This is a genomic window from Streptomyces sp. NPDC085900, from assembly GCF_044540925.1.
GTDB lineage: Bacteria > Actinomycetota > Actinomycetes > Streptomycetales > Streptomycetaceae > Streptomyces > Streptomyces gilvifuscus.
Genome location: NZ_JBITSP010000020.1, coordinates 20675 through 41887, shown reverse-complemented (window position 1 = coordinate 41887; position 21213 = coordinate 20675). Strand labels below are relative to the sequence as shown.

The window sequence follows — 21213 nt, the reverse complement described above, 5'->3', positions numbered from 1 at the left end:
TGGTGAGGCGCGGGAGGTCGGCTGCGATCAGACGAACGCGGCTCCTGGTTCGTCACCGAGGAGGAGCTGGCCGCTCCACTCGAGGACACGGTGCTGGCCCACGACGTGCTGGCAGGCCGTGGTGCTGTCGCGGACCGCCCGGTCCAGGGGCGTCCTCGAACGGTGGGTGGCGTCGCCGCCCACGAGGTCGTAGAGCGTGTGGGCGATGGTGCGGGCGCTGCGGAAGGCGTGGTACCGGGCCAGGGCGGCGTCGGCGCGCTCCTTGTGCGTCGGCCGGTCGCCGGCGACGAGGCGGTCCCACACCGCTTCGACGGTCGCGTGGACGGCCGAGCGGGCCACGGTGAGCCGCATCTCGCACTCGGCCAGGACGGCCTGGACGTGCCGGGACGAGCGCCACGGCACGCCCGGGCCCTCGAACCGCCGGTCGACGAGGCCGTGGACGTGCTCGATGGCGGCGCGGGCCAGACCGAGCGGGACGCCCGGCATCTTCCTGACGAGGGTGTCCGAGCGCCGGTACATCGGTTCGTCACGGCGGGGCTCGTCGAAGGAGACGGTGTGCTCCGCGGGGACGAAGAGCCGCTCGGCCGTGTAGTCGCAACTGCCCGTACCGGCGAGACCTGTGGTGTGCCAGGTGTCCTCGACGGCGTAGGACGCGGAGGGGGCCAGCACGATCCTGGTGACCGGCTTGCCCGTGCCGTCCAGCAACGGCCTGCCGTCGCGGTGGACGGTGCAGCCGCCGGCGATGATGTCCGCGTGGGTGCAGCCGCTGCCGAATCGCCAGTGCCCGTCCACGAGGTAGCCGCCGGCCGTCTCGTTGGCCACGCCGGCCGGGGCGACCCACCCCGCGGTGACCATGTCGAGCCGGGGGTAGAGCTCCGCGGCCGCGCCGGGCGTCAGGTGCCCGGCGTAGATGCCCGAGTCCATGCCGATCATGACGCACCATCCGACGGCGGCGTCGGCGGCCGAAACCTCCTCGATGAGCGCGATCTGCTCCATCGACGTCAGCTCAGGTCCACCCCACTCGGCGGGCATCGTCGCCCGGAAGACACCGCACCGGCGGAGGTCCTCCACCAGGTCGCGAGGCAGGTGGCGGGCGTTCTCGATCTCCTCGGACCGCGCGGTGATGCGCGGCGCCAGGGCCCGCACCCGGCGGAGGATCTCGTCGTAGCCGATCGACTCGGCCTCTGCGGTCGCGTCCGATTCCGCGACCGCCAGGGGCATCACCGGTCCGGTCATGTCCGTCCTCGAAGTCGTCACCTGTGCGTCACCAGCTGTGTGAGCACGGCCATCCGCAGGTACAGGGAGTCCTTGACCTGTTCGAAGTACAGGCCGCCCGGTGTCGTCTCCACGTCCGGGTGCAATTCGTCCTTGCGCGGCCCCGGGTGCAGGATCAGCGCCCTGGATCCGACGGCGCGGATCTTGGCCGCGGTGATCCGGTAGGGCTCCGGGGTCACGTACACGTGTGAGCTCAGCGCCGACGGCTGGGTCTCCAGGGACGGCACGTCGATCGGCATCATCTCGACGACGTCCGCCTCGGCGAGCAGTTCGGTGACGTCGGAGCGGAACTCGTACGCCGTACCGGAGTCCTCCAGGACCGCCGCGAGGTCGGCAGGCAGCGTGGTGTGCGTGACCGCGTCGATGCCTCCCATGATCAGGGGGGCGGCGGGGGGGACCAGGAACAACAGCCTCTTCACCTCCAGCCGCGCGAGCAGGTGCACCAGCGAGCGCAGCACCCGGGTGCCGGGGTCGCCGACCAGGGCGACGACGGCTCCGCTCAGACCGCCCAGGTGGCGCGTCATGGTCCAGACGTCGCTCAGGGCCTGCGTGGGGTGCTCGTTGGACCCGTCACCGCCGTTGACGACGGGGCAGACGGCGGCCTGCGCGGCCCTGCGGGCGGCTCCGGTGACGTAGTGCCGCAGCACCAGGGCGTCGCTGAGCTCGGAGACGACCCTGGCGGTGTCCTCCAGGCTCTCGCCGATGTAGTCGACGGAGCGCGACGTGCTCGGGTCGGCGAAGCCCGTCACGCGTGCGCCCAGGCGCAGCGCGGCCGCCTCGAAGCCGAGCCGGGTACGGGTGCTGGGCTGGAAGAACAGGGTGGCGACGATCGCGCCGTCCAGCAGCGTCCGCACGTCCTTCGGGGGTGTCTCGCGCAGCCGCTCGGCCTCGGCGAGCAGCCGCCCGACGTCCGCGGTGGACAGGTCGGCGGCGGCCACGAGGTGCCGCGGGAAGTCAACGGTGGGCTGCATAGCGTCCCCCGGATATCAGGTGGTGGGGGTCGAGCAGGTCCTTCAGCCGGGCGAGCAGGTCCTCCAGCTCCGGCTCGTCGCGCAGCTTGGCGGCCGCGTCCGCGTGGTCGATGTCGAGGCGGTACGGCAGGAAACCGGCGCCCGCAAACCGGTCGTGCAGGGCGTCGAGGAGTGCCTGCGCGCGCCGTGAGGTGGGGGTGTCCCGGGGGAAGCGGATGGTCACGACCATGTCGATCCAGCCTCCGGGCATCAGGTTGAAGGTGTGGCCGACGACCATGCCGGTGCCCGTGTGCTCGACCGCCGAGGCCAGCAGGCCGGCCGCCCTGGCCACCGCCGCGCTGTTCGGCGGCAGTACCGGTGTGAAGAACAACCAGCCTGCCGTTCCGCTCAGTTCGGTCTCCCGGACGGGCACCCGGAAGATGTCCTCCACCATGGCGTCGTTGGCGGTCGGGTCACCGGCGTAGGCGCGCAGGGTGGCGTGTTCCGCGATCGTCGTGCCGTGGTCGTCGGGGCCGTGGACGCGGGGCGGGGCGAACACCCCGGCTCGCAGGGCCCGTTCGGTGACCTCGGCGACCGCGCAGTCGACCATGCGGGCGGCGCCGCCGATGTGCAGGTAGGCGAAGTAGCCGGCGTCGGACGTGCCGCCGTAGGCCGTGGCGGCCTGCGAGCTGAAGACCTTGATCACTCCGGACGCCAGCCGGTCGGCCCGCACCCGGGAGAGGAAGCGGAGCGCCCTCGGGAGGTCGGTGGCGGCGAAGGCCAGCCGCACCACACGGTGGGTCTCGGGGCGGGGGATCAGGCGTACGGCCGCCGCGGTGACCACGCCCATGCCCGACTGGACGAACAGTTCCGTGAGGCCGGGACCGACCTGGTGGGCGTACGGCGCCGGCGCGACCCGGGGTCCGGGCCAGCGGCCGACGTGGACCACCCGGCCGTCGGCCAGGACCACTTCGAGCCCCAGGACGTCTTCGGTGCGCTGCCGGTGCAGGCCGACACCGCGGTCCAGCGCGTTGCCGACGACGCTGGTGTGGGAGGAGGACGCGGTGACGTTGAGCAGGTAGGGGCTGCCCTCGAGCCGCTCGGCCAGCGCGCCCTGGGTGACGCCGGGTTCGACGACCGCGATGCCGTTCTCCAGGTCGAGTTCCCGGACGGCCGTCAGACCCCGCAGTTCCATCAGGACGGCGCCGTCGTCGGCCGGCTGGTCCGCGCCGAAGCCCCAGTTGAGGCCCGTGCTGCAGGGCTGCACCCGGACGGCGCCGGGCCTGCGGTCGTCCGCGCCGAGGGTCCGCAGCATCGAGCGGACCTCCTCGACGGAGGTGGGTGACAGCACGACATGGGCGCCTCGGTCACGGAATGCACCGCTGCCCGCCATTTTGTCCTGCCGCCGCGGGGTGACCACGCGGCACCGGTCCGGCCCGGCCGCCGACAGGCATCTCGCCAGAACCTCTTCGTCCAATCCGACCGGAATAAGTGAGGAGTGGACGCGCATGATGTCAGCGTCCATTTCGCGGCATGGAAAGTGGCATGGGAACGTCCTTCTGTATTTCTGCAGCGAGTTCCGACCGCTTCCGAACATAGCGGCTGGTCGGTGAATGCGGAACTGAATGTCCTGTCGACGGGACACCGGCGGGACCCCTTCAGGTGCAGGTTGCCTGGTCCGGCCGCCCGCTGCCAGGCTGGGGCGGCGCCGTGGGCGCGAATATCCCCGGGGTCGCCGCGTGGAAAGAAGTGCGCGGGAAATGACGCCGACGCTCTTTTCAGATGCGCAGCGCATCAACACGTTTCGACGGGAGTAGCGCATGCGAAGTGATGGCGATTTCGATACGGACGTCCTGGTCGTGGGCGCCGGTCCGGCAGGCGGCGCCGCGGCGCTGGCACTGGCCACCTACGGTGTGCGGACCACGGTCGTGGGCAAGCACGGCTGGGTCGCCGACAGCCCCCGCGCCCACATCACCAACCAGCGGACCATGGAGGTGCTGCGGGACCTCGGCATCGAGGAGGAGGCCCTGTCGGTGGGCACCCCGCAGCGGTTGATGGGCGAGAGCGTCTTCTGCACCAGCCTCGCGGGTGAGGAGATAGCCCGTATCCGCACCTGGGGCACGGAGGAGGAGCGGCTGACGGAGTACGCGGCCGCGAGCCCCTGCCCGATGCTCGACCTGCCGCAGCCGTATCTGGAGCCGGTGCTGATCGGCAACGCCGCCGGGCGCGGCGCGAAGGTCCGCTTCGACACGGAGTTCCTGAGCCTGGAGCAGGACGCCGACGGCGTCACCGCGCTGCTGCGCGACCGGCTGCGCGGCGACGAGTTCACCCTGCGCGCCCGCTATCTGATCGGTGCGGACGGCGGCCGAAGCCGGGTCGCGGAACAGATCGGCCTGCCCTTCGTCGGCGAGGAGGGCAAGGGCGGCAGCATGAACATCGTCTTCGAGGCCGACCTCACCCGTCACGTCCAGCACCGGCCCGGCGTCCTGTACTGGGTGGTCCGCCCGGGCGAGGGGATCGGCGGCATCGGCATGGGCGCCCTGCGCATGGTCAGGCCGTGGAACAAGTGGATGGCGGTGTGGGGGTACGACATCAACGGCCCGGAGCCGGTCCTCGACCACGCGGAGGCCAGGCGCATCGTGACCGGGCTCCTCGGCGACCGGGAGGTCGACGTGCGGATCGAGTCGACCTCGCTGTGGACCGTCAACGACATGTGGGCGAAGGCCTATTCGGCCGGCCGGGTCTTCTGCGCCGGCGACGCGGTGCACCGGCACCCGCCGTCCAACGGCCTGGGCTCCAACACCTCCGTGCAGGACTCCTACAACCTGGCGTGGAAGCTCGCGCACGTCCTGCGCGGCCAGGCCGGTCCGGGGCTGCTGGAGAGCTACAGCGCCGAACGGGCCCCGGTGGGCGAGCAGGTGGTCACCCGGGCCAACCGCAGCACGGGCGAGTTCGTCCCGCTCTTCGAAGCACTGGGACTCGGCGACGGCCTGGTGTCCGGCGACGCCGCGGCCGGTCTGCGCCGCGGCCGGCTGCCGACCGCCGAGGGCGCCCGGCGCAGGCGGGAACTGGCCGAGGCGATGCAGCTCAAGCACTACGAGTTCAGCGCGCACGGCGTGGAGATGAACCAGCGTTACGTCTCCTCGGCGGTGGTGCCCGACGCCGGACCCGACGAGGAATGGCGCCGCGACCCCGACCTGTACGCGCAGCCGTCCACCCGGCCGGGGGCCAAACTGCCCCACGCGTGGCTCGTCGACACCGCCGGTCACCGCCTCTCCACCCTGGACCTGGTGGGCGGCGGCGCCTTCACCGTGGTGACGGGGCTGGCCGGGCAGGCGTGGGCCGAGGCGGCGCGGGTGGTCGCGGCGGAGTTCGGCGTCCCGCTGCGGACGGTCCGCATCGACGACGACGGCGCCCGTGACGCCTACGGCTCCTGGCAGCGGGTGACCGACGGGCTCGACGAGCGCGGTTGCCTGCTGGTCCGCCCCGACTGCGTCATCGCCTGGCGACGTACGACACCGGTGGACGATCCCGCCGAGGCGGCCACCGGGCTGCGCGAGGCGCTGCGGGCGGTCCTGCACCGCTGACGTCGTCCCGGTCCCGCCTGGGGGCGGGGCCGGGAGCGGGGGTCACGGCCGGCGGCGCGCGATGGTCATTCCGTCGGCGATCGGCAGCATGACGACTTCGACGCGGTCGTCCTTGGCGAGCCTTTCGTTGAAATCGACGACGGCGTCGTCGACCTCACTGGTCGGATTGAGTACCCGCCCCTTGCGGAAGACGTTGTCGAATACCAGAAGACCGCCGGGCCGGGTACGGACGACGAGTTCGCTGAAGTAGTCCCAGTAACCGGTTTTCTCCGCGTCCACGAAAGAGAAATCGATCTGGGCGGTATTCGGCAGGGAGCGCAGCGTTTCGATGGCCGGTGCGATGCGCAGTTCGATCCGGTCCTCGACGCCGGCGGCCTGCCACGCCTCGCGGGCGACCGGGGTCCAGGTGTCGTCGACGTCGCAGGCCAGCAGTCGGCCGCCCGGCTGCAGGCCACGGGCTATCGCGAGGGCCGACATGCCGGTGAACGTGCCGACCTCGACCGCGTTCCGCACGCCCAGCGTCTGGACCAGCAGGGTCAGGAACGGGCTCTGCTCCGGGGCGGTCTGCCAGTGGGCGACGTCCGCGAACTGCTGGGTACGCTCGGCCAGACGCTCCTGGATCGCATCGGGTGCGGTGCTGTGCGCCATCATGTACGCGTGAAGCTCTGCCGGCATCAGAAGAGTGCTTTGCCTCATGGCTGTGGGCCTCTCTCGAATTGAATTCGGGCGTCGCGACCACACTGTCATGTCATATTTCGGCGGACCAGTTCAAGAGCGCGGCGGAAAAGCGGTCTCCTTGTCGAATGAAATGAATGTTAATCTCCTCGGCATGCTCAGACTCATCGAGCCCACCACGCGTCTGCGTGCCTCATGGGCGCAGGCCCTGCGCGAGTGGGGCCCGGACGCCCATCAGGACGGCAGCGGACTGCGGCTGGCGGGGCCGGACCTCGACAGCGCCTCCGGCTTCGAGGAGTGGGTCGAGCGGCTGCGGGCCCAGTCGGACCGGTCGCTGCCGATGCCCGAGGGCAGCGTGCACGCGACGCACCTGTGGATCGTCGAGGACGCCACCTACCTGGGGGCGATCGACGTACGGCACTACCTGAACGCCTTCCTGCTGGAGGCCGGCGGCAACATCGGCTACAGCGTCCGTCCTTCGGCCCGTCGACGGGGCCACGCCACCTGGGCCCTCGGCGCCGTCCTGCCCGAGGCACGCCGACAGGGCCTGGACCGGGTCCTGTTGACCTGCGCCGACGACAACGCGGCGTCCGCCCGCACGATCGAGGCGAACGGCGGTGTCCTGGAGGACGTCCGCTCCACCTCGATCGGTGTGAAACGGCGCTACTGGATCACGCTCTGAGGCCGCGGCCGGACGGCCTCCTCCGACAGGTCCCGCTGCTCGCGGATCCGGCTCGTCAGGAGCACGACCGGCCCGACGAACGCGCACGCGCACACCAGCCAGAGCGCCGGGCGCAGTCCCGCGGTCGCCGCCACCAGACCGCTGACCGCGGCGCCCACGGGCGACGCCCCCCAGGACACGAAGCGGACGGTCGCCATCACCCGCGCCAGCAGGTGCGGCGGTGACTCGGTCTGCCGGTGCGTGCGGGTCACGATGCTGCCGATCACCACGCCGGCGTTGAAGCCCGCGTTGCCGGCCACGAAGAACAGTGCGCTGGCCAACCCCACCGTCAACGGCATGGCCAGGGCCAGTACGGCGCCGGTCAGCGACGCGAGGACCATGACACGCGCGGTGCCGAACCGGGCGGCGAGCCGGGCCGCGACGAGCGAGCCGACCAGCGCGCCGACCCCGTCGGCGGCGATCAGGAGCCCCACCACGAAGGGCGACAGGTGCGCCTCGCGGACCAGGTAGGTGGGCGTCAGCGCCACCAGGGCCCCGCATACGAAGTTCGTGGCGGTCGCCCACCACATGCACGGCATCATCACCGGGTGCCGGACGACGAACTGCCAGCCTTCGCGGATCTGCCGGCCGAACCCCGTCCGGGCGGGCGAGGCGGCCGCGGTGCGCGGGAGTTCGGGCAGGGTGCGCAGGGTCAGGGCCGAGACGAGGTAGCTCACGGCGTCCACGCACAGCGCCCCCACCGGTCCGGACACCTGGACCAGCAGGCCGCCGAGCGAGGGGCCGCCCGTCTGGGTCACCGCGAGGGTGCCCGACATCAGGCCGTTGCGGGCGGTCAGGTCCTTCTTGTCGACGACGGCCGGCAGGAAGGTGGCGTTGCCGACGTCGAAGACGACCGTCGCGAGCCCGACGGTCAGAGCCGCCAGGACGAGGTGCGCGTAGATCAGGTGCCCCAGCCACCACGCGACGGGGATGGAGGTCAGCGCGACGAGCCGTATGAGGTCGGTGGCCACCTGCAGTCCGCGCAGGGGGAAGCGCTGGACGATGACGCCCGCGGGCAGTCCCAGGATCAGCCATCCGGCCTGCCCGGCGGCAGCGAGCAGACCGACCTGGGCGACCGACGCGTGGAGCACGGTCACAGCCACCAGCGGCAGCGCGACCAGGGTGACGGCCGAGCCGACCCCGCTGACGGTCGTCGCCGTCCAGAAGCGCCAGAACGAGGAGAACGACCGTGTCGTCCTCCCGGTGATCACAGCGGTCATGACCGCGTCCCTTCCACTGGGTCGGTGTCCGCATCCGCCTCGCCTGCGAGCAGTCCCGCTGCCGTGAAGGCGTACCGTGTGCGGCTGTCGTCGAGGGCCCCGACCTCGGTGAAGTACCGGACGGCGGGAGCCGCCGACCGCGCGACGGAGAGCGTCAGTTCGTGCTCCGGCCAGGACTCGGTGACGACCTGGACGATCTCGTCGTCCGAGAGTCCGACGGCCGCGAGCCGGTTCGCCACCTGCGTGTGGTCGGGGGTGAGGAACGCCTGGATGATCGCCGGTACGTGCGGACCGACGGCACGCCGCTCGCGGAGGGTCAGAGCCGGCCACAGATGCCGCAGCACCGAGCGGAAGTAGACGTGGTGGCGTCCCTCGTCCTCGGCGTGGTCGCGGACCAGTTCGCGCACGGGGCGGGGCAGTCTCTCGTCCCGCGGGAGCTCCGAGAGGATGCCGGAGATCAGGGTCTCGCTGACGATCGAGAAGACCAGCGCCTCCAGCCCCGCGACCTCCGGGGGCAGTTGGGCGGCGATCTCGTCCAGGCGCCGTACGAAAGCAGGGATGCCGCCTCCTCCCCGGGGCACTCCGGTGACGAGTTCGAGCTCCTGGGTGAAGTCGTAGGAGAACTGCGCGTGCCACGCCTCGTCCGTGACGATCTTGAAGGCGTCGGCCTGCATCTGCCGCGGCAGGATGAGACCGGAGGCGCCCCGGGCGATCTTCGCCGCCACGGGGATGACCGCGAGGTTCTCCAGTTCGGTGGTGAAGTCGAGGTAGTCGTACAGCCGGTGCAGAAGCAGCATCCGTACGACGGCCGGCCCTCGCGCGGCCACGAGGGGGTGGGACACCACGGGATACAGCTCGGGCGGGAAGTAGAGGTCGGCCGGGTCCACCGGACGGCGCTGCGGCTTGCGGCGCACACCGGCCAGATCGTCCCAACGGCCGAAACGGCTGGCGTAGGTGCTCAGCACCGGCCTGGCCGCGGCCCTGCCCGGCACCAGCTGTTCGCTGGCCAACCGCTGGTACGGGCCGCCCGGCGCTGCCGGCAGCCGCGACACGTTCGCGCCCGGCGCCGGCAGTGCCGCGCGGCTCGCCCCGCTCATGACGCCCATCCGAGCAGTCGCTGCCCGAGGAGTTCGTCCAACTCGGCGCGCACCTCGTGCAGTTCGGCTTCGGCGGTCCGCAGGGCGCCGCCGAGCGAGGGTGCGCCGCGCAGTCCGCGCAGCAGCCGCAGGATCGGCGAGTCGCCCTCGAAGACGTACTCGATCTGCCCTTCCCGGAGCAGGAACCAGGTGCCCGCCTCGTCGGTGAGCAGGTCGGCGTCGTCCGAGAGCCGCAGGACACCGTCGGTGTCGAAGTCGGTGTCCGGAGCGAAGAGTTCGGTGGCGTCCGTCACCGGGCCGGCCAGCGACGACAGGGCCGGGCCCGACGGGAGGTCCTCCAGCCGGGGCGGTTTCGCCGCCATGTCGGCCAGCAGCCCCATGTTGACGACCCGCAGGAGGATCTCCACCTCGGGGGAGTCCGTGTCGCCGTCGCCCAGGGCGTCCAGCCGCCGCCGTACGGCGTCCGCGTCGAGGAAGACGTCCGCGCCCGGGGCCGACAGCGCGCGTTCCACGAGGTGGTCGTCGTCGGCGCGCAACAGGCGGACGAGCATGCGGTAGGCGTGGCGCGTACCGGTGCCGTAGAAGAAGGGGCCCTTGGGGCGCTCGGCGATCCTCCGGGGCATGCGGGAGGCCATGGCGTCGCGCAGGATGCGCTTGTCCCACAGCAGACGCGGCCGCAGCCGGTCCGGAACGGTCGCGACGAGCTCGACCAGCCGGTGGTCGAGGAAGGGCACCCGGGCCTCGATGCCGCTCCCGGCGGCCGTCCGGTCCTCGTGCCACACGTTGTACTGCTGCACCTTGCGGTACTCGGACTCCACATACGCCCGGTAGACGTCCTCGCCCCGGCGCTCGCCGCCCGCGTCCAGCGCGGACAGTGCGATCAGCGACTCGCCGCCGGTCCACCAGCGGGCCAGTGCCGGATCGCGCTCCAGCCGCGTCTCGCGGTCGAGGTAGGCCAGGCCGTCCAGGAAGGACTGCCAGTCGCCCTCGCCGAGGACGTCGCGCGAGTATCCGCCGTTGAACTCGTCGCTGGCCGCGCCCAGCAGCATGCCGCGCAGTTCCGGCCGCTCCCGCCGGGCGAACCGGTGCAGCTCGTGCTTGTAGTAGGCCTCGGGGCCGCACAGCGGTGTCTCGGTCAGCCACAGCAGCCGCAGCCATTCCTCGGGCGTCGGCGCGTGGTCGCGCGGGAACAGCACCTGGTGGTTGGACACGCCGAACTCGCGGGCGAGCCACTGCGCGTTCTCCGCGTCGCCGTTGTCGTGGGTGCCGCCGGTCAGGGCGGTGAAGGTGTGCAGGGTGTCCAGGCGCCCGGCCGCGAGCGCCAGGACCGCGCCGGAGTCGATGCCGCCGGAGAGGAACAGTCCGAGTTCCGTGTCGGCGGTGGCGCACTCCGCCACCGACGCCTCCAGCAGTTCACCGTAGCGGCCGATCAGCGTCTCCGCGTCGGCGTCCTCGTCCCGTTCGGCGGGGATCTCCCAGTAGTGGTGCTCGGTGGTCCGCCCGTCGCGCAGGTCGATGCGCAGGACGGTGGCGGCCGGGACGCTCTCGACGCCCTCGAACCACGTGCACATGTCGGGCGCCGCGAATCGCGGCGAGGCCGGCAGCATCGCCACCGACAGAGAGCGCGCCCAGTCGAAGCCCCGGGGGGTGTCCGGGTCGGCGAACAGGCCCTTGATCTCGGACGACAGCACGATCCGTCGGCCGTCGCGCTGGTAGTAGAGGGGTTTGACACCGAACCGGTCGCGGGCCAGGATCAATTGACCGTTCGCCCGGTCCCAGAGGATGACACCGAACATGCCGCGCACGTCACGGAGGAAGTCCATTCCGTGCTGCCGGTAGAGGTGGAGCAGTACCTCGCAGTCCGATCCCGTGCGCATCCGGACGCTGCCGGGCAGGCCGGCGGCGAGCTCCCGGTGGTTGTACACCTCGCCGTTCGCGATGAGCACCAGAGAACCGTCGTCACTGACCAGCGGCTGGCCGCCGCCCGCCGGGTCCACGAGGGAGAGCCGGGTGAAAGCCATGCCGACGGGGCCGTCACGCATCAGCTCCCGGTCGTCCGGACCTCGGTGGTCCAGGATCTCCGCCATCTCATGGAGCACGGAGTCCGTCTCCGGCCCCAGCTCCCGGCCGTCGAGCCGGGCCACGCACGCAATGCCGCACATCGAATCTCCTCAACCTGCCGGCGCTTTCCGTAAGCGACAAACAAAAATGCGGGTGGGCGATCCTTCGAAGGGATCGCCCACCCACAGGTAGCATCAGGTGTTGCTCTTGAGGACCGAGCTCTGCTTGACGTTCTTCGCAGACGGCTTGGTGTACTTCTGCATGGGGACTCCTCGCTTGGTGGGCTTTCCCGGTGAGCACCGGTTGTGTTGATAAAACTAGTCACCCGACTTTTCGATCCTTTATCGATCGGACTTCGGTCTGCGCCCCTCGTTCATTAATCGGGAGAGGTCGAGAGATGCAGCAGATGAGAACCGAGGAATGGCTTGAGCCATTGCGCCGGAGGGAATTGATACCGGAGGACTCGCAGGCGGTGGTGGTCGTCGGCTCGGCCGCCCGGGGCTGGAACAACGGGCGCAGTGACCACGACGTCTACGTCATCACCACGCGCGCTTGGGACACCCCCACCAGCAGGCCGATCCCGATGCCCCTCGACCCGCCCGGCGTGCAGAGCGAGACGTTCCACGAGGACGGCCGGCGCTGGGAGGTGACGTACTGGCTCGACGGCCAGATCGACCAGCTGCTCGCCAAGGTCTCCTGGGAGGAGTACGAGCGCGGTCTGGCCGGAGAGGCCCTGACGCCCCGGGAGGAGGTCTCGCTGGGGCGCATGGCCAACTGCCTGACGCTGCAGGGCGAGGACTGGGTGGAGGTCTGCCGCAGGCGACTCGCGGACTCCGCCTTCAAGTCCTTCCTGGTCGTACGGTCGCTGAATCTCGCGGACGACGCCGTCGAGGACGCGCTGGGCCAGCTGGAGGCCGGGAATCCGGAGAGCGCGACCATCTCCGCGCGGCGGGCCTTCGGCCACGCCGTCGACGCGCTGCTGGAGAGCCACGGGGAGTTCGGCAGTCACATGCCCAAATGGCGGCCCACCCGCCTGCGCGCCGTGGCGCCCGAGTTCCTCGACTTCGAGCGGTACTGGGCCCTGGAGACGATGCGGGGCTACGACGCCGACGACCCCAAACCCTGGATCCTGGAGGTCCTCGGCCTGTGCCAGGACATCTCCCTGCGAGTGGAGACCCCGTGACCGACGCCCCCGCCCCCGCCATCGCCCCCGGCGACGTGCCGCGCCGCGTGCTCGGCATTCGTGTCCGCCGTTCGGGCGAAGACCTGCTGCTCGGCTGGGCCGACCAGGCCCTGCGGCTCGACGGCTCCGCGGCGCTCGTCTACGCGAGCGTCGACGGCACCCGCGGCGTCGGTGACGTCGCGCGGGTGCTGGTGGAGCAGTACGGCATCGACGAGGAGGAAGCACTCGCCGACGTGACGGAGTTCCTGGCCGACCTGACCGCCAGGAACGTCATCGAGTGGTAGCCGGGCGGCACATGCCGCCCGGCTGCCGCGGTACGGGCACCGGCTCTCAGGCCACGCTCGTCAGATGGCGGTGCCGGAGTTCGGGCTGCCCGACGCCGGGAGGGACCGCGGGCGTCTGGCGGTCCGAGAGGTAGCGCAGCACGGCGAGCACCCGCCGGTTGTCGCTCGGGCTGCCGGGGATGTCGAGCTTGTCGAAAACCGCCGCGACCCGCTTCTCCACAGTGCCCTGGGAGACCACCAGTTGCTCGGCTATGGCGCTGTTGGTGCGGCCCTGCGCCATCAGCGCCAGGACCTCCGACTCCCGTTCGCTGAGCATGTCGAGCCCGCCCCCGCGCCTCGAGCGGCGCTCCTCGCGGCTCGTACGGGCCGTGCCCACTGCCAGCGCCCTGACCATACGGGGGTCGACGACGGTACCGCCCTGGGCGATGCGGGTGAGCGTGTCCAGCAGTTCGTCGGAGTCGGTCATACGGTCCTGCAGCAGATACGCCAGCCCCGCGCCGTCACCCGCGAACAGGCGGGCGGCGTGCTCCGGTTCGGGGGCCGCGGAGAAGAGCAGGACACCGGTGCCCGGCTGCCGGCGCCGCATGTCCAGGGCGGCGTCCACGCCCTCGTCGCTCCAGGTGGGCGCCAGGCGGACGTTGGTGATCAGCACATCGGGGCGGTGCATCGCGACCAGCGCGGGCAGCACCCGGACGTCATGGACGGCGGCGGCGAGGTTGTGCCCCTGGGCACCCAGCACGTGGGCCAGCCCGGCCCTGAGGATCGCGGAGCCTTCGGCGATGACGAGACGCATGGCGGATCACTTCCTCTGCCCGGCGTCCGCGCCCCGCCGCTCGAGGAGGTCCGCCATCTGGGCCAGGGTGGGTGTGCGGGCGAACTCGGCGACGGACAGGCGGCGCTCCAGCGCCACCACCAGCCGGGCCGCGGCCCTTGAGGTCCCGCCTATCTCGAAGAAGTTGTCGCCACGCCGGATCCGCTCGACCGGAACGCCGAGCGTCTCGGCCCACAGGGCCGCAAGCTTCCGCTCGTATCCGTACTCCACGCCACCGGTCATGTGCGTCGCCTCCACTGGATATGTCCTGTGGGCACGACGCTAGGGAACGGCCTTATCGAAGGGGTATCGCCTCGTCAGTCCACGCCCTCCAGCAGCCGCTGCAGCGCCCCCACGCGGCGGCCCAGCTCGGCCACCTCGGAGTGCAGCTCCCGCTGCCGCTGCGCTTCGGCACGCTCGACCACGCCGCGTTCCCGGGTCCAGTTCGTCGAGACCCACACGAGTCCCGTGGCGAGCAGTGCCGTGGCACTCAGCATCACCGCGCCGGCGACCATCGCGTCTGCCGTGGAATCCATTGTGCCGCCCTCCCTCTGACCTCTGCGGGCCCCTTCGAAATGTGCACGGTGCCATTGAAGTTACGTGACCGCGCAGGCGCGCACCATGGAGGAAAACCTCCGTGTACGGCTGCTGTTTTCCTCCCGGATTCGGCGCGCATTCCCGGTTCCGGGCACGACCGTGGGCCCCGGGGACGAGTCCCAGGGGCTCATGGTTCGTGTTCGCCGGAAACTACGCCGCGGCCGTGGCGTTCACCATTCCGCGTTCGGCGCGTTCCTTGATGATGGCGTCGACTATCTCACCGCTGCGCACGGCGATGTTCGACAGGAGCGACGACGTCAGACCGTGCGTGTGCTCAGTGGCGCCCTGGAGGTAGATGCCGCAGGACAGCTCCGGTGTGGTGACCAGCCGGTAGTCGCGGGTCACCCGGTGCCGGCCCGACTCGTCGCGCAGGCAGTAGCGGTCCAGGTCGCCGAGGAGCTCGGTCGGGTCCATGGGGTCGTAGCCGGTGGCGAAGACGACCACGTCGACGCCGAGTTCCCGCTCGGCGCCGTCCAGCCGCCGCAGCCGCACGCGGGCGCTCTGCCCGTCCCGCGTCACCGACGACACCTTTGTCAGGTTGTGGAAGTGCATCCGCCTGGCGCCGGACACCTCCTCGTCGTAGGCGATCTGGTACAGCTCCCCGATGTCGCTGTCGTCCACCACCCCGTAGTTGGTGTTGCGGTGGTAACGCCAGAACGCCTCGCGCGTGGCGTCCTCGCCGAAGTAGTAGTCGTCGACCGCCTCGGCGTCGAAGATCTGGTTGGCGAAGGGCGTGTCGTCGGCGACCGAGTATCCGTACGCCGGGAAGATCGCGTGCACCTGGGCGTGCGGCAGCCGTGAGTGGAAGAACTTGGTGATCTCCACAGCACTCTGACCGGCGCCGACCACGGCCACGCTCTTCAGCTGCGCGGGGTTCGCCAGGCCGTACTTGGTCAGGAACTCCGAGCTGTGCCAGACCCGTTCGTCGCGCTCGACGCCGTCGGGCATGCGCGGTCGCAGGCCCGTGGAGACGACGACGTTACGGGCGTTCACCGTGCGGGTGGTGCCGCGCACGACGTCGCCGATCTCGAGCTGCAGATGGTCGACGGCACCCGGCTCGGTGCCCGGCGGCCGCCGTATGCCGAGCACGGCCGAGTTGTAGGTGACCTGGTTGGTCAGGTGCGACTCCGCCCACTCCAGGTACTGGTGGAACTCCTGGCGGGTCGGGAAGAAGTTCTTGCGGTTGACGAACTGCGCCAGCCGGCCCTGCGCGTGCAGGAACGAGACGAAGCTGAACCGCGATGCCGGGTTGCGGAAGGTGACCAGGTCCTTCAGGAAGGAGATCTGCATGGTCGCCGATGGCAGCAGCATGTTCCGGTGCCAGCCGAACTTCGGCTGGCGTTCGAAGAAGGCGGAGGTGACCGGGTCGGTCAGCACGTTGGCGTGGTGCTCCTCCAGAGAGATGGCGAGCGACAGATTGGACGGGCCGAATCCGACGCCCACCACATCGTAGGTGTGAGTTTCGCGAGTACTCATGAATGGTCTCCCGCTGGTGTTGCCGTGAGTAGGACGGGACTCGGCGCCCCCGTCGCCGGGTGGGATCAGGCCTGGGCCTGGTGGCGGATCTCCAACGTGCAGCACTTCACGCTGCCGCCCGCCTTGAGCAGTTCGGACAGATCGACACCGACCGGCTCGAACCCGCGCCGGCGCAGCTGCGCGGCGAGCCCGGTCGCCGTGTCGGGCAGGAACACGTGCAGCCCGTCGGACACCGCGTTGAGCCCGAACACCTCGGCGTCGGCCTCCTCCGCGATGACCGCGTCGGGGTAGAGCTCGCGCAGGGTGGCGAGGCTCTCGGCGGAGAAGGCCCCCGGGTAGTACATGACCTCGCTGTCGGAGAGCACGGCGAGGGCCGTGTCCAGGTGGTAGAAGCGCGGGTCGGTCAGGTTGAGGGTGACCACCTCGCAGCCGAGCGCGTCGCGCAGTTCGGCGTGGGCCCGCGCATCGGTGCGGAAGCCGGTGCCGGCCAGCACCGTACGGCCCACCACCATGTAGTCGCCCTCCGCCTCGTTGACGTACGTGGCGGTGCGGATGTCGCGGTAGCCGCGGGAGGCGAACCACTCCCGGTGGGCCGTTCCCTCGGCGGCCCGCTCGGCATGGCGGAACCTGGCCACCAGCACGCGGTCGTCGAGGACCGTCGCCCCGTTGGCGGAGAAGACCATGTCGGGCAGGCCCTCGACGGGTTCGATGAGGTCGACGGCGTGGCCGTAGCGCAGATACAGCCTCCTCAGACCCTCCCACTGCTCGATCGCCAGGTCGGTGTCGACGGGTTTGCTGGCGTTCATCCAAGGGTTGATCTCGTACGTGACGTCGAAGTAGGTGGGACGGCACATCAGGTAGTGACGGCGGGTGGCCCGACGTACGGCCGGCGGCGCGATTGCGGACAACGGAGGTTCCCTCTCTGTCGGGTGGAGCTGTCGGTTCGAAGCTCCGGTCGGAAGCCCCGGGTCGGGGCCGTGGGCGGGAGCGGACGGTCGGTGGACCGTTGGTGTGGGCCGGTGGGCGAGGCCTCAGGCGGCGGCGCGCTCGATGGGGCAGCTCATGCAACGCGGGCCTCCCCGGCCCCGGCCGAGCTGGTCGCCCCTGATGCGCAGCACCTCGATGCCGTTCTCCTCGAGCATCCGGTTGCTGTTCTCGTTGACCTCGTAGGCGATGACCGTGCCGGGTGAGACGGCCAGGAGGTTGCAGCCGTCGTTCCACTGCTCGCGCTCGGCCGCGCTGGTGTCCTGCTCGGTCTGCAGGACCCGCACCGCGTCCAGGCCGAGCGCGGCGCGGATCGCGGCGAAGAAGTCGTCGTTCTCGGTGACGTCGAGCTCCTGGTGGGCCGCGGGCCGGAGCGTCCAGGACCGCAGCATGCGCCGGTCGAGGCCCGTGAAGAGCGTGAAGGCGTCCCTGTCCACCATGGTCATCACGGTGTCCAGGTGCATGAAGGCGCGGGCCTTGGGCAGCTCGACGGCGATCACGCGCCGGGCGGAGCCCGCCTCGAACAGTCGGCGGGCCAGGATCTCCACGGCGGCCGGGGTGGTGCGCTCGCCCATGCCGACCAGGACGGTGCCGTTGCCGATGACCTCCACGTCGCCGCCCTCGATCGCGGCCGGCGCCATGGCCTCGCCGTCGATCCAGCGCTTGGCGCCGTGTTCCGCGAACATCGGGTGGAACCGGTAGATCGCCTCGTAGTTGACCGTCTCGCGCCTGCGGCCCGCCTTGCGCATCGGGTTGACCGAGACGCCGTCGTACACCCAGCAACTGGTGTCGCGGGTGAACAGCGAGTTGGGCAGCGGCGGGAGGACGAAGTCGCCATCGGCCAGCAGGTCGAGGCCCAGGGACCGGCCGCCTGTGCGGCCCTCCCCCAGCGCCTCGGTCAGCTCACGCTTGGTCAGTCCGCCGAGCAGGTGAGTGGCCAGGTCCTCCGGGCCCATCGCGGCGAGCAGCCGGCGGGTGGTCCCGGCGAGCGTGGCACCCAGATGGGGCTGCCGCTCGTCCAGGACGCGGTCGAGTACGAAAGCCACGGCCTCCTCGTGCTTGACCGTCTCGGCGAGCAGGCCGTGCAGGAGGTGCACCTTCACTCCCCGGTCGCGGAAGAGCTGCTGGAAGAGGCGGTGCTCCTCCTGCGCCCGGGCGGTCCAGACGACGTCGTCGAAGAGCAGCGCGTCCTTGTTGCTCGGTGTCAGCCGCTCGAGGTCCAGACCAGGCTCGTGCAGGATGACCTGTTTCAGCTCACCGACCTCAGAATTCACATGGAACATGCTCTCTCCTGACCTCGATCCGGGGCAGTGACGACTCGGCGAACGACGTTATTCGCGCGGCTTTCCCTTTCGTTATCGAACCTTTTTCGGCCAAAGACCCCGGCCGGTTTCCGGTGTGCCGGGCCGGGCACCGTCGAACACCGGCCAGGCATATATCGCAAGGCAGATTCCGGTTTCCCCGCACGTGGGACGCCCTGAATACCCGCCCGTCGAAGTCCGATCGATAACGCTTCGAAAGAAGGCGTGGCTAGTTTTCTCGGCGCAGGAACAAGACACACCCCCGAGAAACACGAAGACAATCACGCCGAAGCCGAGAGGGCGGTACCCGATGTTCGTTCCACCGCTGTACCGCGAACCAGACGCCTCCTGGATGCTCGAACTGATCCGTCAGAACCCGCTGGCGATGATGGTGAGCAACGGCACGGACGCCGAGGGCCCCTTCGCCACGCACCTGCCGGTGATTCCGGATCCGCACACCGCCGACGAGCCGGCCGCGGGCCTGGCGGGCACCACGCTGCTCGGCCACATGAACAGGGCGAACCCGCACTGGGCCGCGCTCAGGCCGGGCGCCACCGTGCTGCTGACCTTCACCGGACCGCACGCCTATGTGTCGCCGACGCTGTACGAGGTCTCGCCGGCGGCTCCGACCTGGGACTTCACCGCAGTGCACGCACACGGCACGATCGAGAAGCTCGACGAGGGCGTCCCGGAGGAGGACACGCTGCGCGTGGTGACCTCCACCGTGCGGGCCTTCGAGGACCGGTTCGGCACGGGCTGGGACATGGCCGAGTCGATCGGTTACTTCCGCGAGATCATGCCGGCCGTCGGCGCCTTCCGGTTCACCGTCTCCAGGGCCGACGCGATGTTCAAGCTCAGCCAGGAGAAGACGCCCGACATCAGGGGCCGGGTTCAGCGGTCCTTCCGTGAGAGCGCATGCGGCCGCCATCGCGCGACCGCCGACCTGATGGAGCAGTTGCCATGATCCCCGTTCATCTGGATCTGGCGGTCAGGGAAATCTCCCGCATCGCCGCCAAATACCTTTCCGTCGCCCTGCGCATGGCGGTGCGACGCATTTCGCGGACAGGTGCACCGGCGCCCCGGCGGCCGGTCACCGGTTCCCTTCGCAATACGACCTGAAGCACGACATCCGCCATTTCCAGGAGGAAAGCCATGACGGCTGGCCCGGCCAGGACGTCCCAGGGCCCCAGGACGGGCGCGGCCATCACGGCCAGGGGACTGCGCAAGGCATACGGGGAACACCAGGTGCTCGACGGGGTGGACCTGTCCATTCCCGAGGGTTCGGTGTTCTCGCTGCTCGGTCCGAACGGGGCGGGCAAGACCACCACGGTGAAGATCCTGTCCACGCTGACGGAGGCGGACTCCGGAGAGGTGACGGTCCTCGGGCGCGACCTGGCCGCGGACCCCGACGGGGTGCGGGCGAGCATCGGGGTGACCGGTCAGTTCTCGGCCGTCGACCCGTTCCTGACCGCGGCCGAGAACCTGGCGCTGATGGGCCGCCTGTGGCACCTGGACCGCGCGGTCGCACGGGAGCGGTGCGCGCGGCTGCTGGAGCAGTTCGACCTGGCGGAGGCCGGCCGCAAGCCGGTGGTCACCTTCTCGGGCGGCATGAAGCGACGGCTGGACCTGGCGATGACCCTGGTCGGCGCCCCCCGCTTGATCTTCCTGGACGAACCCACCACCGGCCTCGACCCCCGGGTGCGCCGGGCCATGTGGGACCTGATCCGCGAGCTGGTCGCCGACGGTGTCACCATCTTCCTGACCACCCAGTACCTGGAGGAGGCCGACCAGCTGGCCGACCGGATCGCCGTCCTCGACGGTGGCCGACTGGTCGCCCAGGGCACCCCCGAGGAACTCAAGCGGCGCATTCCCGGCGGCAGCGTGGACCTGCGGTTCACCAGCGAGCACGCCCTGGCCGCCGCCCGGCGCGCCCTGGCCGGCCTCCCGCTCAGCCGCGACGACGACGCCCTCACCCTGCGCGTGCCCAGCGACGGCAGTGCCGCCTCCGTACAGGTCGTCCTGGGCCGTCTCGACGTGGCCACCGTGGACGAACTCGCCCTGAAGACCCCCGACCTGGACGACGTCTTCCTCGCCCTCACCGGCCGGGGCACGACCGCCGCCAACCCCCTCCCCGCCGACCGGAAGAAGGTCCTGGCATGAGCACCGTCGGCTACGCGGTCGCCGACTCCGTCACGCTGCTGCGCCGCAACATCAAGAACCAGCTGCGGTACCCGACCACCACGCTCTCCGTCATCGGTATCCCGGTGCTGTTCCTGCTGCTGTTCGTCGAGGTGTTCGGCCACGTCCTGGGCAAGGGCGTTCCCGCCCTGCCGAACGGCGACGCCGACTACGTCAACTACGTCCTGCCCGGCCTGATCGTCATGACGGCCGCCACCGGCATGATCGGCACCGCCGTCTCCACCAGCATCGACATGACCGAGGGCATCATCGCCCGGTTCAAGACGATGGCCATCTTCCGTCCGGCCATCCTCATCGCCCGGGCCACCTCCAGCGTGGTCCAGACCCTGGCCTCCATGGCCGCGGTCCTCGCCGTCGGCTTCCTGATGGGCTTCCGCTCGAACGCCACCCCGCTCGAATGGCTCGCCGTCCTCGGCCTGCTCACCGCCCTCAGCTTCGCCCTGACCTGGCTCGGCGTCGGCGTCGGCCTGGCCTCCAAGACCCTCGACGCCGCCTCCAACGCCCCCTTCCCGCTGATCCTGCTCCCCTTCGTGGGGTCCGGCATCGTCCCCACCGACACCATGCCGGCCGGCCTGCGCGACTTCGCCGAGTACCAGCCCTTCACGCCCATGATCGAGACGCTCCGCGGCCTGCTGTTCGGCACCGAGATCGGCGACAGCGGCTACATCGCCGCCGCGTGGTGCGCCGGGATCACCGTCCTCGGCTTCGTCTGGTCCCTGAAGCACTTCAACAAGGACCGCACGCACTGAGGCCCCCACGCGGACGAGCCTCCTGCCCCGGCATCCGGATCGC

The 21213-nt window shown here is 70.6% G+C and carries 21 protein-coding genes; 8 read left to right on the top strand and 13 right to left on the bottom strand.

The annotated features are described in order from the left end of the window. Positions 1-27: 27 nt before the first annotated feature. Genes ACIGDI_RS41415 through ACIGDI_RS41405 form a run of 3 tightly spaced genes read right to left on the bottom strand, consistent with a single transcriptional unit; the run spans position 28 to position 3576 of the window. The gene (locus ACIGDI_RS41415) at positions 28-1236 is read right to left on the bottom strand and encodes an acyl-CoA dehydrogenase family protein (protein WP_399907771.1); all 1209 of its coding nucleotides are present in this window, start codon (positions 1234-1236) and stop codon (positions 28-30) included. A 17-nt stretch (positions 1237-1253) separates the two neighbouring features. Beyond that, on the bottom strand, positions 1254-2246 hold the full coding sequence (locus ACIGDI_RS41410; RefSeq protein ID WP_399907769.1) for an aspartate carbamoyltransferase: 993 nt from the start codon (positions 2244-2246) through the stop codon (positions 1254-1256). Beyond that, positions 2230-3576, bottom strand: a complete 1347-nt coding sequence (locus ACIGDI_RS41405) for an FAD-binding oxidoreductase (RefSeq protein ID WP_399907767.1) — start codon at positions 3574-3576, stop codon at positions 2230-2232. The genes ACIGDI_RS41410 and ACIGDI_RS41405 overlap by 17 nt, the downstream gene beginning before the upstream one ends. A 469-nt stretch (positions 3577-4045) precedes the next feature. On the opposite strand from ACIGDI_RS41405, the gene ACIGDI_RS41400 reads away from it, so the two are divergent. Further along, positions 4046-5812, top strand: a complete 1767-nt coding sequence (locus ACIGDI_RS41400) for an FAD-dependent monooxygenase (protein WP_399907765.1) — start codon at positions 4046-4048, stop codon at positions 5810-5812. A gap of 42 nt (positions 5813-5854) precedes the next feature. Here ACIGDI_RS41400 and ACIGDI_RS41395 read toward each other — a convergent pair whose 3' ends face one another. After that, positions 5855-6487, bottom strand: coding sequence for an O-methyltransferase (locus ACIGDI_RS41395; protein WP_399907763.1), 633 nt, complete (start codon positions 6485-6487; stop codon positions 5855-5857). Positions 6488-6641: 154 nt separating this feature from the next. Between ACIGDI_RS41395 and ACIGDI_RS41390 the strand changes: the two genes are divergently transcribed. Further along, positions 6642-7169, top strand: a complete 528-nt coding sequence (locus ACIGDI_RS41390) for a GNAT family N-acetyltransferase (protein ID WP_399907761.1) — start codon at positions 6642-6644, stop codon at positions 7167-7169. On the opposite strand, the gene ACIGDI_RS41385 is transcribed toward ACIGDI_RS41390, so the two are convergent. Genes ACIGDI_RS41385 through asnB form a run of 3 tightly spaced genes read right to left on the bottom strand, consistent with a single transcriptional unit; the run spans position 7151 to position 11687 of the window. Continuing rightward, positions 7151-8428: an MFS transporter gene (locus tag ACIGDI_RS41385; protein WP_399907759.1), complete on the bottom strand. Its 1278-nt coding sequence runs from the start codon at positions 8426-8428 to the stop codon at positions 7151-7153. The two genes, ACIGDI_RS41390 and ACIGDI_RS41385, sit on opposite strands and share 19 nt — an antisense overlap. Further along, positions 8425-9525: a diiron oxygenase gene (locus ACIGDI_RS41380; RefSeq protein WP_399907757.1), complete on the bottom strand. Its 1101-nt coding sequence runs from the start codon at positions 9523-9525 to the stop codon at positions 8425-8427. The genes ACIGDI_RS41385 and ACIGDI_RS41380 overlap by 4 nt, the downstream gene beginning before the upstream one ends. Further along, positions 9522-11687, bottom strand: coding sequence for an asparagine synthase (glutamine-hydrolyzing) (asnB, locus tag ACIGDI_RS41375; protein ID WP_399907755.1), 2166 nt, complete (start codon positions 11685-11687; stop codon positions 9522-9524). Before asnB ends, ACIGDI_RS41380 begins: the two co-directional genes overlap by 4 nt. A 296-nt stretch (positions 11688-11983) precedes the next feature. Here asnB and ACIGDI_RS41370 point away from each other — a divergent pair, with 296 nt between their 5' ends. Together ACIGDI_RS41370 and ACIGDI_RS41365 are read left to right on the top strand one after the other, a co-directional pair. Continuing rightward, positions 11984-12769 (top strand): hypothetical protein, encoded by a 786-nt coding sequence (locus tag ACIGDI_RS41370; RefSeq protein WP_399907753.1) that lies wholly within the window; start codon positions 11984-11986, stop codon positions 12767-12769. Next, the gene (locus tag ACIGDI_RS41365; RefSeq protein WP_399907752.1) at positions 12766-13053 is read left to right on the top strand and encodes a PqqD family protein; all 288 of its coding nucleotides are present in this window, start codon (positions 12766-12768) and stop codon (positions 13051-13053) included. Before ACIGDI_RS41370 ends, ACIGDI_RS41365 begins: the two co-directional genes overlap by 4 nt. A 46-nt stretch (positions 13054-13099) precedes the next feature. Here the strand turns inward: ACIGDI_RS41365 and ACIGDI_RS41360 are convergent, their stop codons facing one another. The 6 genes from ACIGDI_RS41360 to ACIGDI_RS41335 all read right to left on the bottom strand — a co-directional run bounded on the left by ACIGDI_RS41360 (position 13100) and on the right by ACIGDI_RS41335 (position 18204). Next, positions 13100-13846 (bottom strand): response regulator transcription factor, encoded by a 747-nt coding sequence (locus tag ACIGDI_RS41360; protein ID WP_200701552.1) that lies wholly within the window; start codon positions 13844-13846, stop codon positions 13100-13102. Positions 13847-13852: 6 nt separating this feature from the next. Then, the gene (locus tag ACIGDI_RS41355; protein WP_200701553.1) at positions 13853-14107 is read right to left on the bottom strand and encodes an acyl carrier protein; all 255 of its coding nucleotides are present in this window, start codon (positions 14105-14107) and stop codon (positions 13853-13855) included. Positions 14108-14181: 74 nt separating this feature from the next. Beyond that, positions 14182-14400: a hypothetical protein gene (locus ACIGDI_RS41350; protein ID WP_399907749.1), complete on the bottom strand. Its 219-nt coding sequence runs from the start codon at positions 14398-14400 to the stop codon at positions 14182-14184. 211 nt (positions 14401-14611) lie between these two features. Further along, positions 14612-15937 (bottom strand): lysine N(6)-hydroxylase/L-ornithine N(5)-oxygenase family protein, encoded by a 1326-nt coding sequence (locus ACIGDI_RS41345; protein WP_399907748.1) that lies wholly within the window; start codon positions 15935-15937, stop codon positions 14612-14614. A gap of 65 nt (positions 15938-16002) precedes the next feature. Further along, positions 16003-16836, bottom strand: coding sequence for a dimethylargininase (gene ddaH / locus ACIGDI_RS41340; protein WP_374192142.1), 834 nt, complete (start codon positions 16834-16836; stop codon positions 16003-16005). A 132-nt stretch (positions 16837-16968) separates the two neighbouring features. Continuing rightward, positions 16969-18204, bottom strand: a complete 1236-nt coding sequence (locus tag ACIGDI_RS41335; RefSeq protein ID WP_399907746.1) for an arginine deiminase — start codon at positions 18202-18204, stop codon at positions 16969-16971. Positions 18205-18532: 328 nt separating this feature from the next. Between ACIGDI_RS41335 and ACIGDI_RS41330 the strand changes: the two genes are divergently transcribed. The 4 genes from ACIGDI_RS41330 to ACIGDI_RS41315 are packed head-to-tail and all read left to right on the top strand — an operon-like array spanning position 18533 to position 21170. Beyond that, positions 18533-19186: an FMN-binding negative transcriptional regulator gene (locus ACIGDI_RS41330; RefSeq protein ID WP_399907745.1), complete on the top strand. Its 654-nt coding sequence runs from the start codon at positions 18533-18535 to the stop codon at positions 19184-19186. Continuing rightward, positions 19183-19341, top strand: coding sequence for a hypothetical protein (locus ACIGDI_RS41325; RefSeq protein ID WP_399907744.1), 159 nt, complete (start codon positions 19183-19185; stop codon positions 19339-19341). Before ACIGDI_RS41330 ends, ACIGDI_RS41325 begins: the two co-directional genes overlap by 4 nt. A 33-nt stretch (positions 19342-19374) precedes the next feature. Then, on the top strand, positions 19375-20382 hold the full coding sequence (locus ACIGDI_RS41320) for an ATP-binding cassette domain-containing protein (RefSeq protein ID WP_399907742.1): 1008 nt from the start codon (positions 19375-19377) through the stop codon (positions 20380-20382). After that, positions 20379-21170 carry an ABC transporter permease gene (locus tag ACIGDI_RS41315; protein ID WP_399907741.1) on the top strand — a complete coding sequence of 264 codons (792 nt, stop codon included), beginning with the start codon at positions 20379-20381 and terminating at the stop codon, positions 21168-21170. Before ACIGDI_RS41320 ends, ACIGDI_RS41315 begins: the two co-directional genes overlap by 4 nt. The last annotated feature ends 43 nt before the right edge of the window (positions 21171-21213 follow it).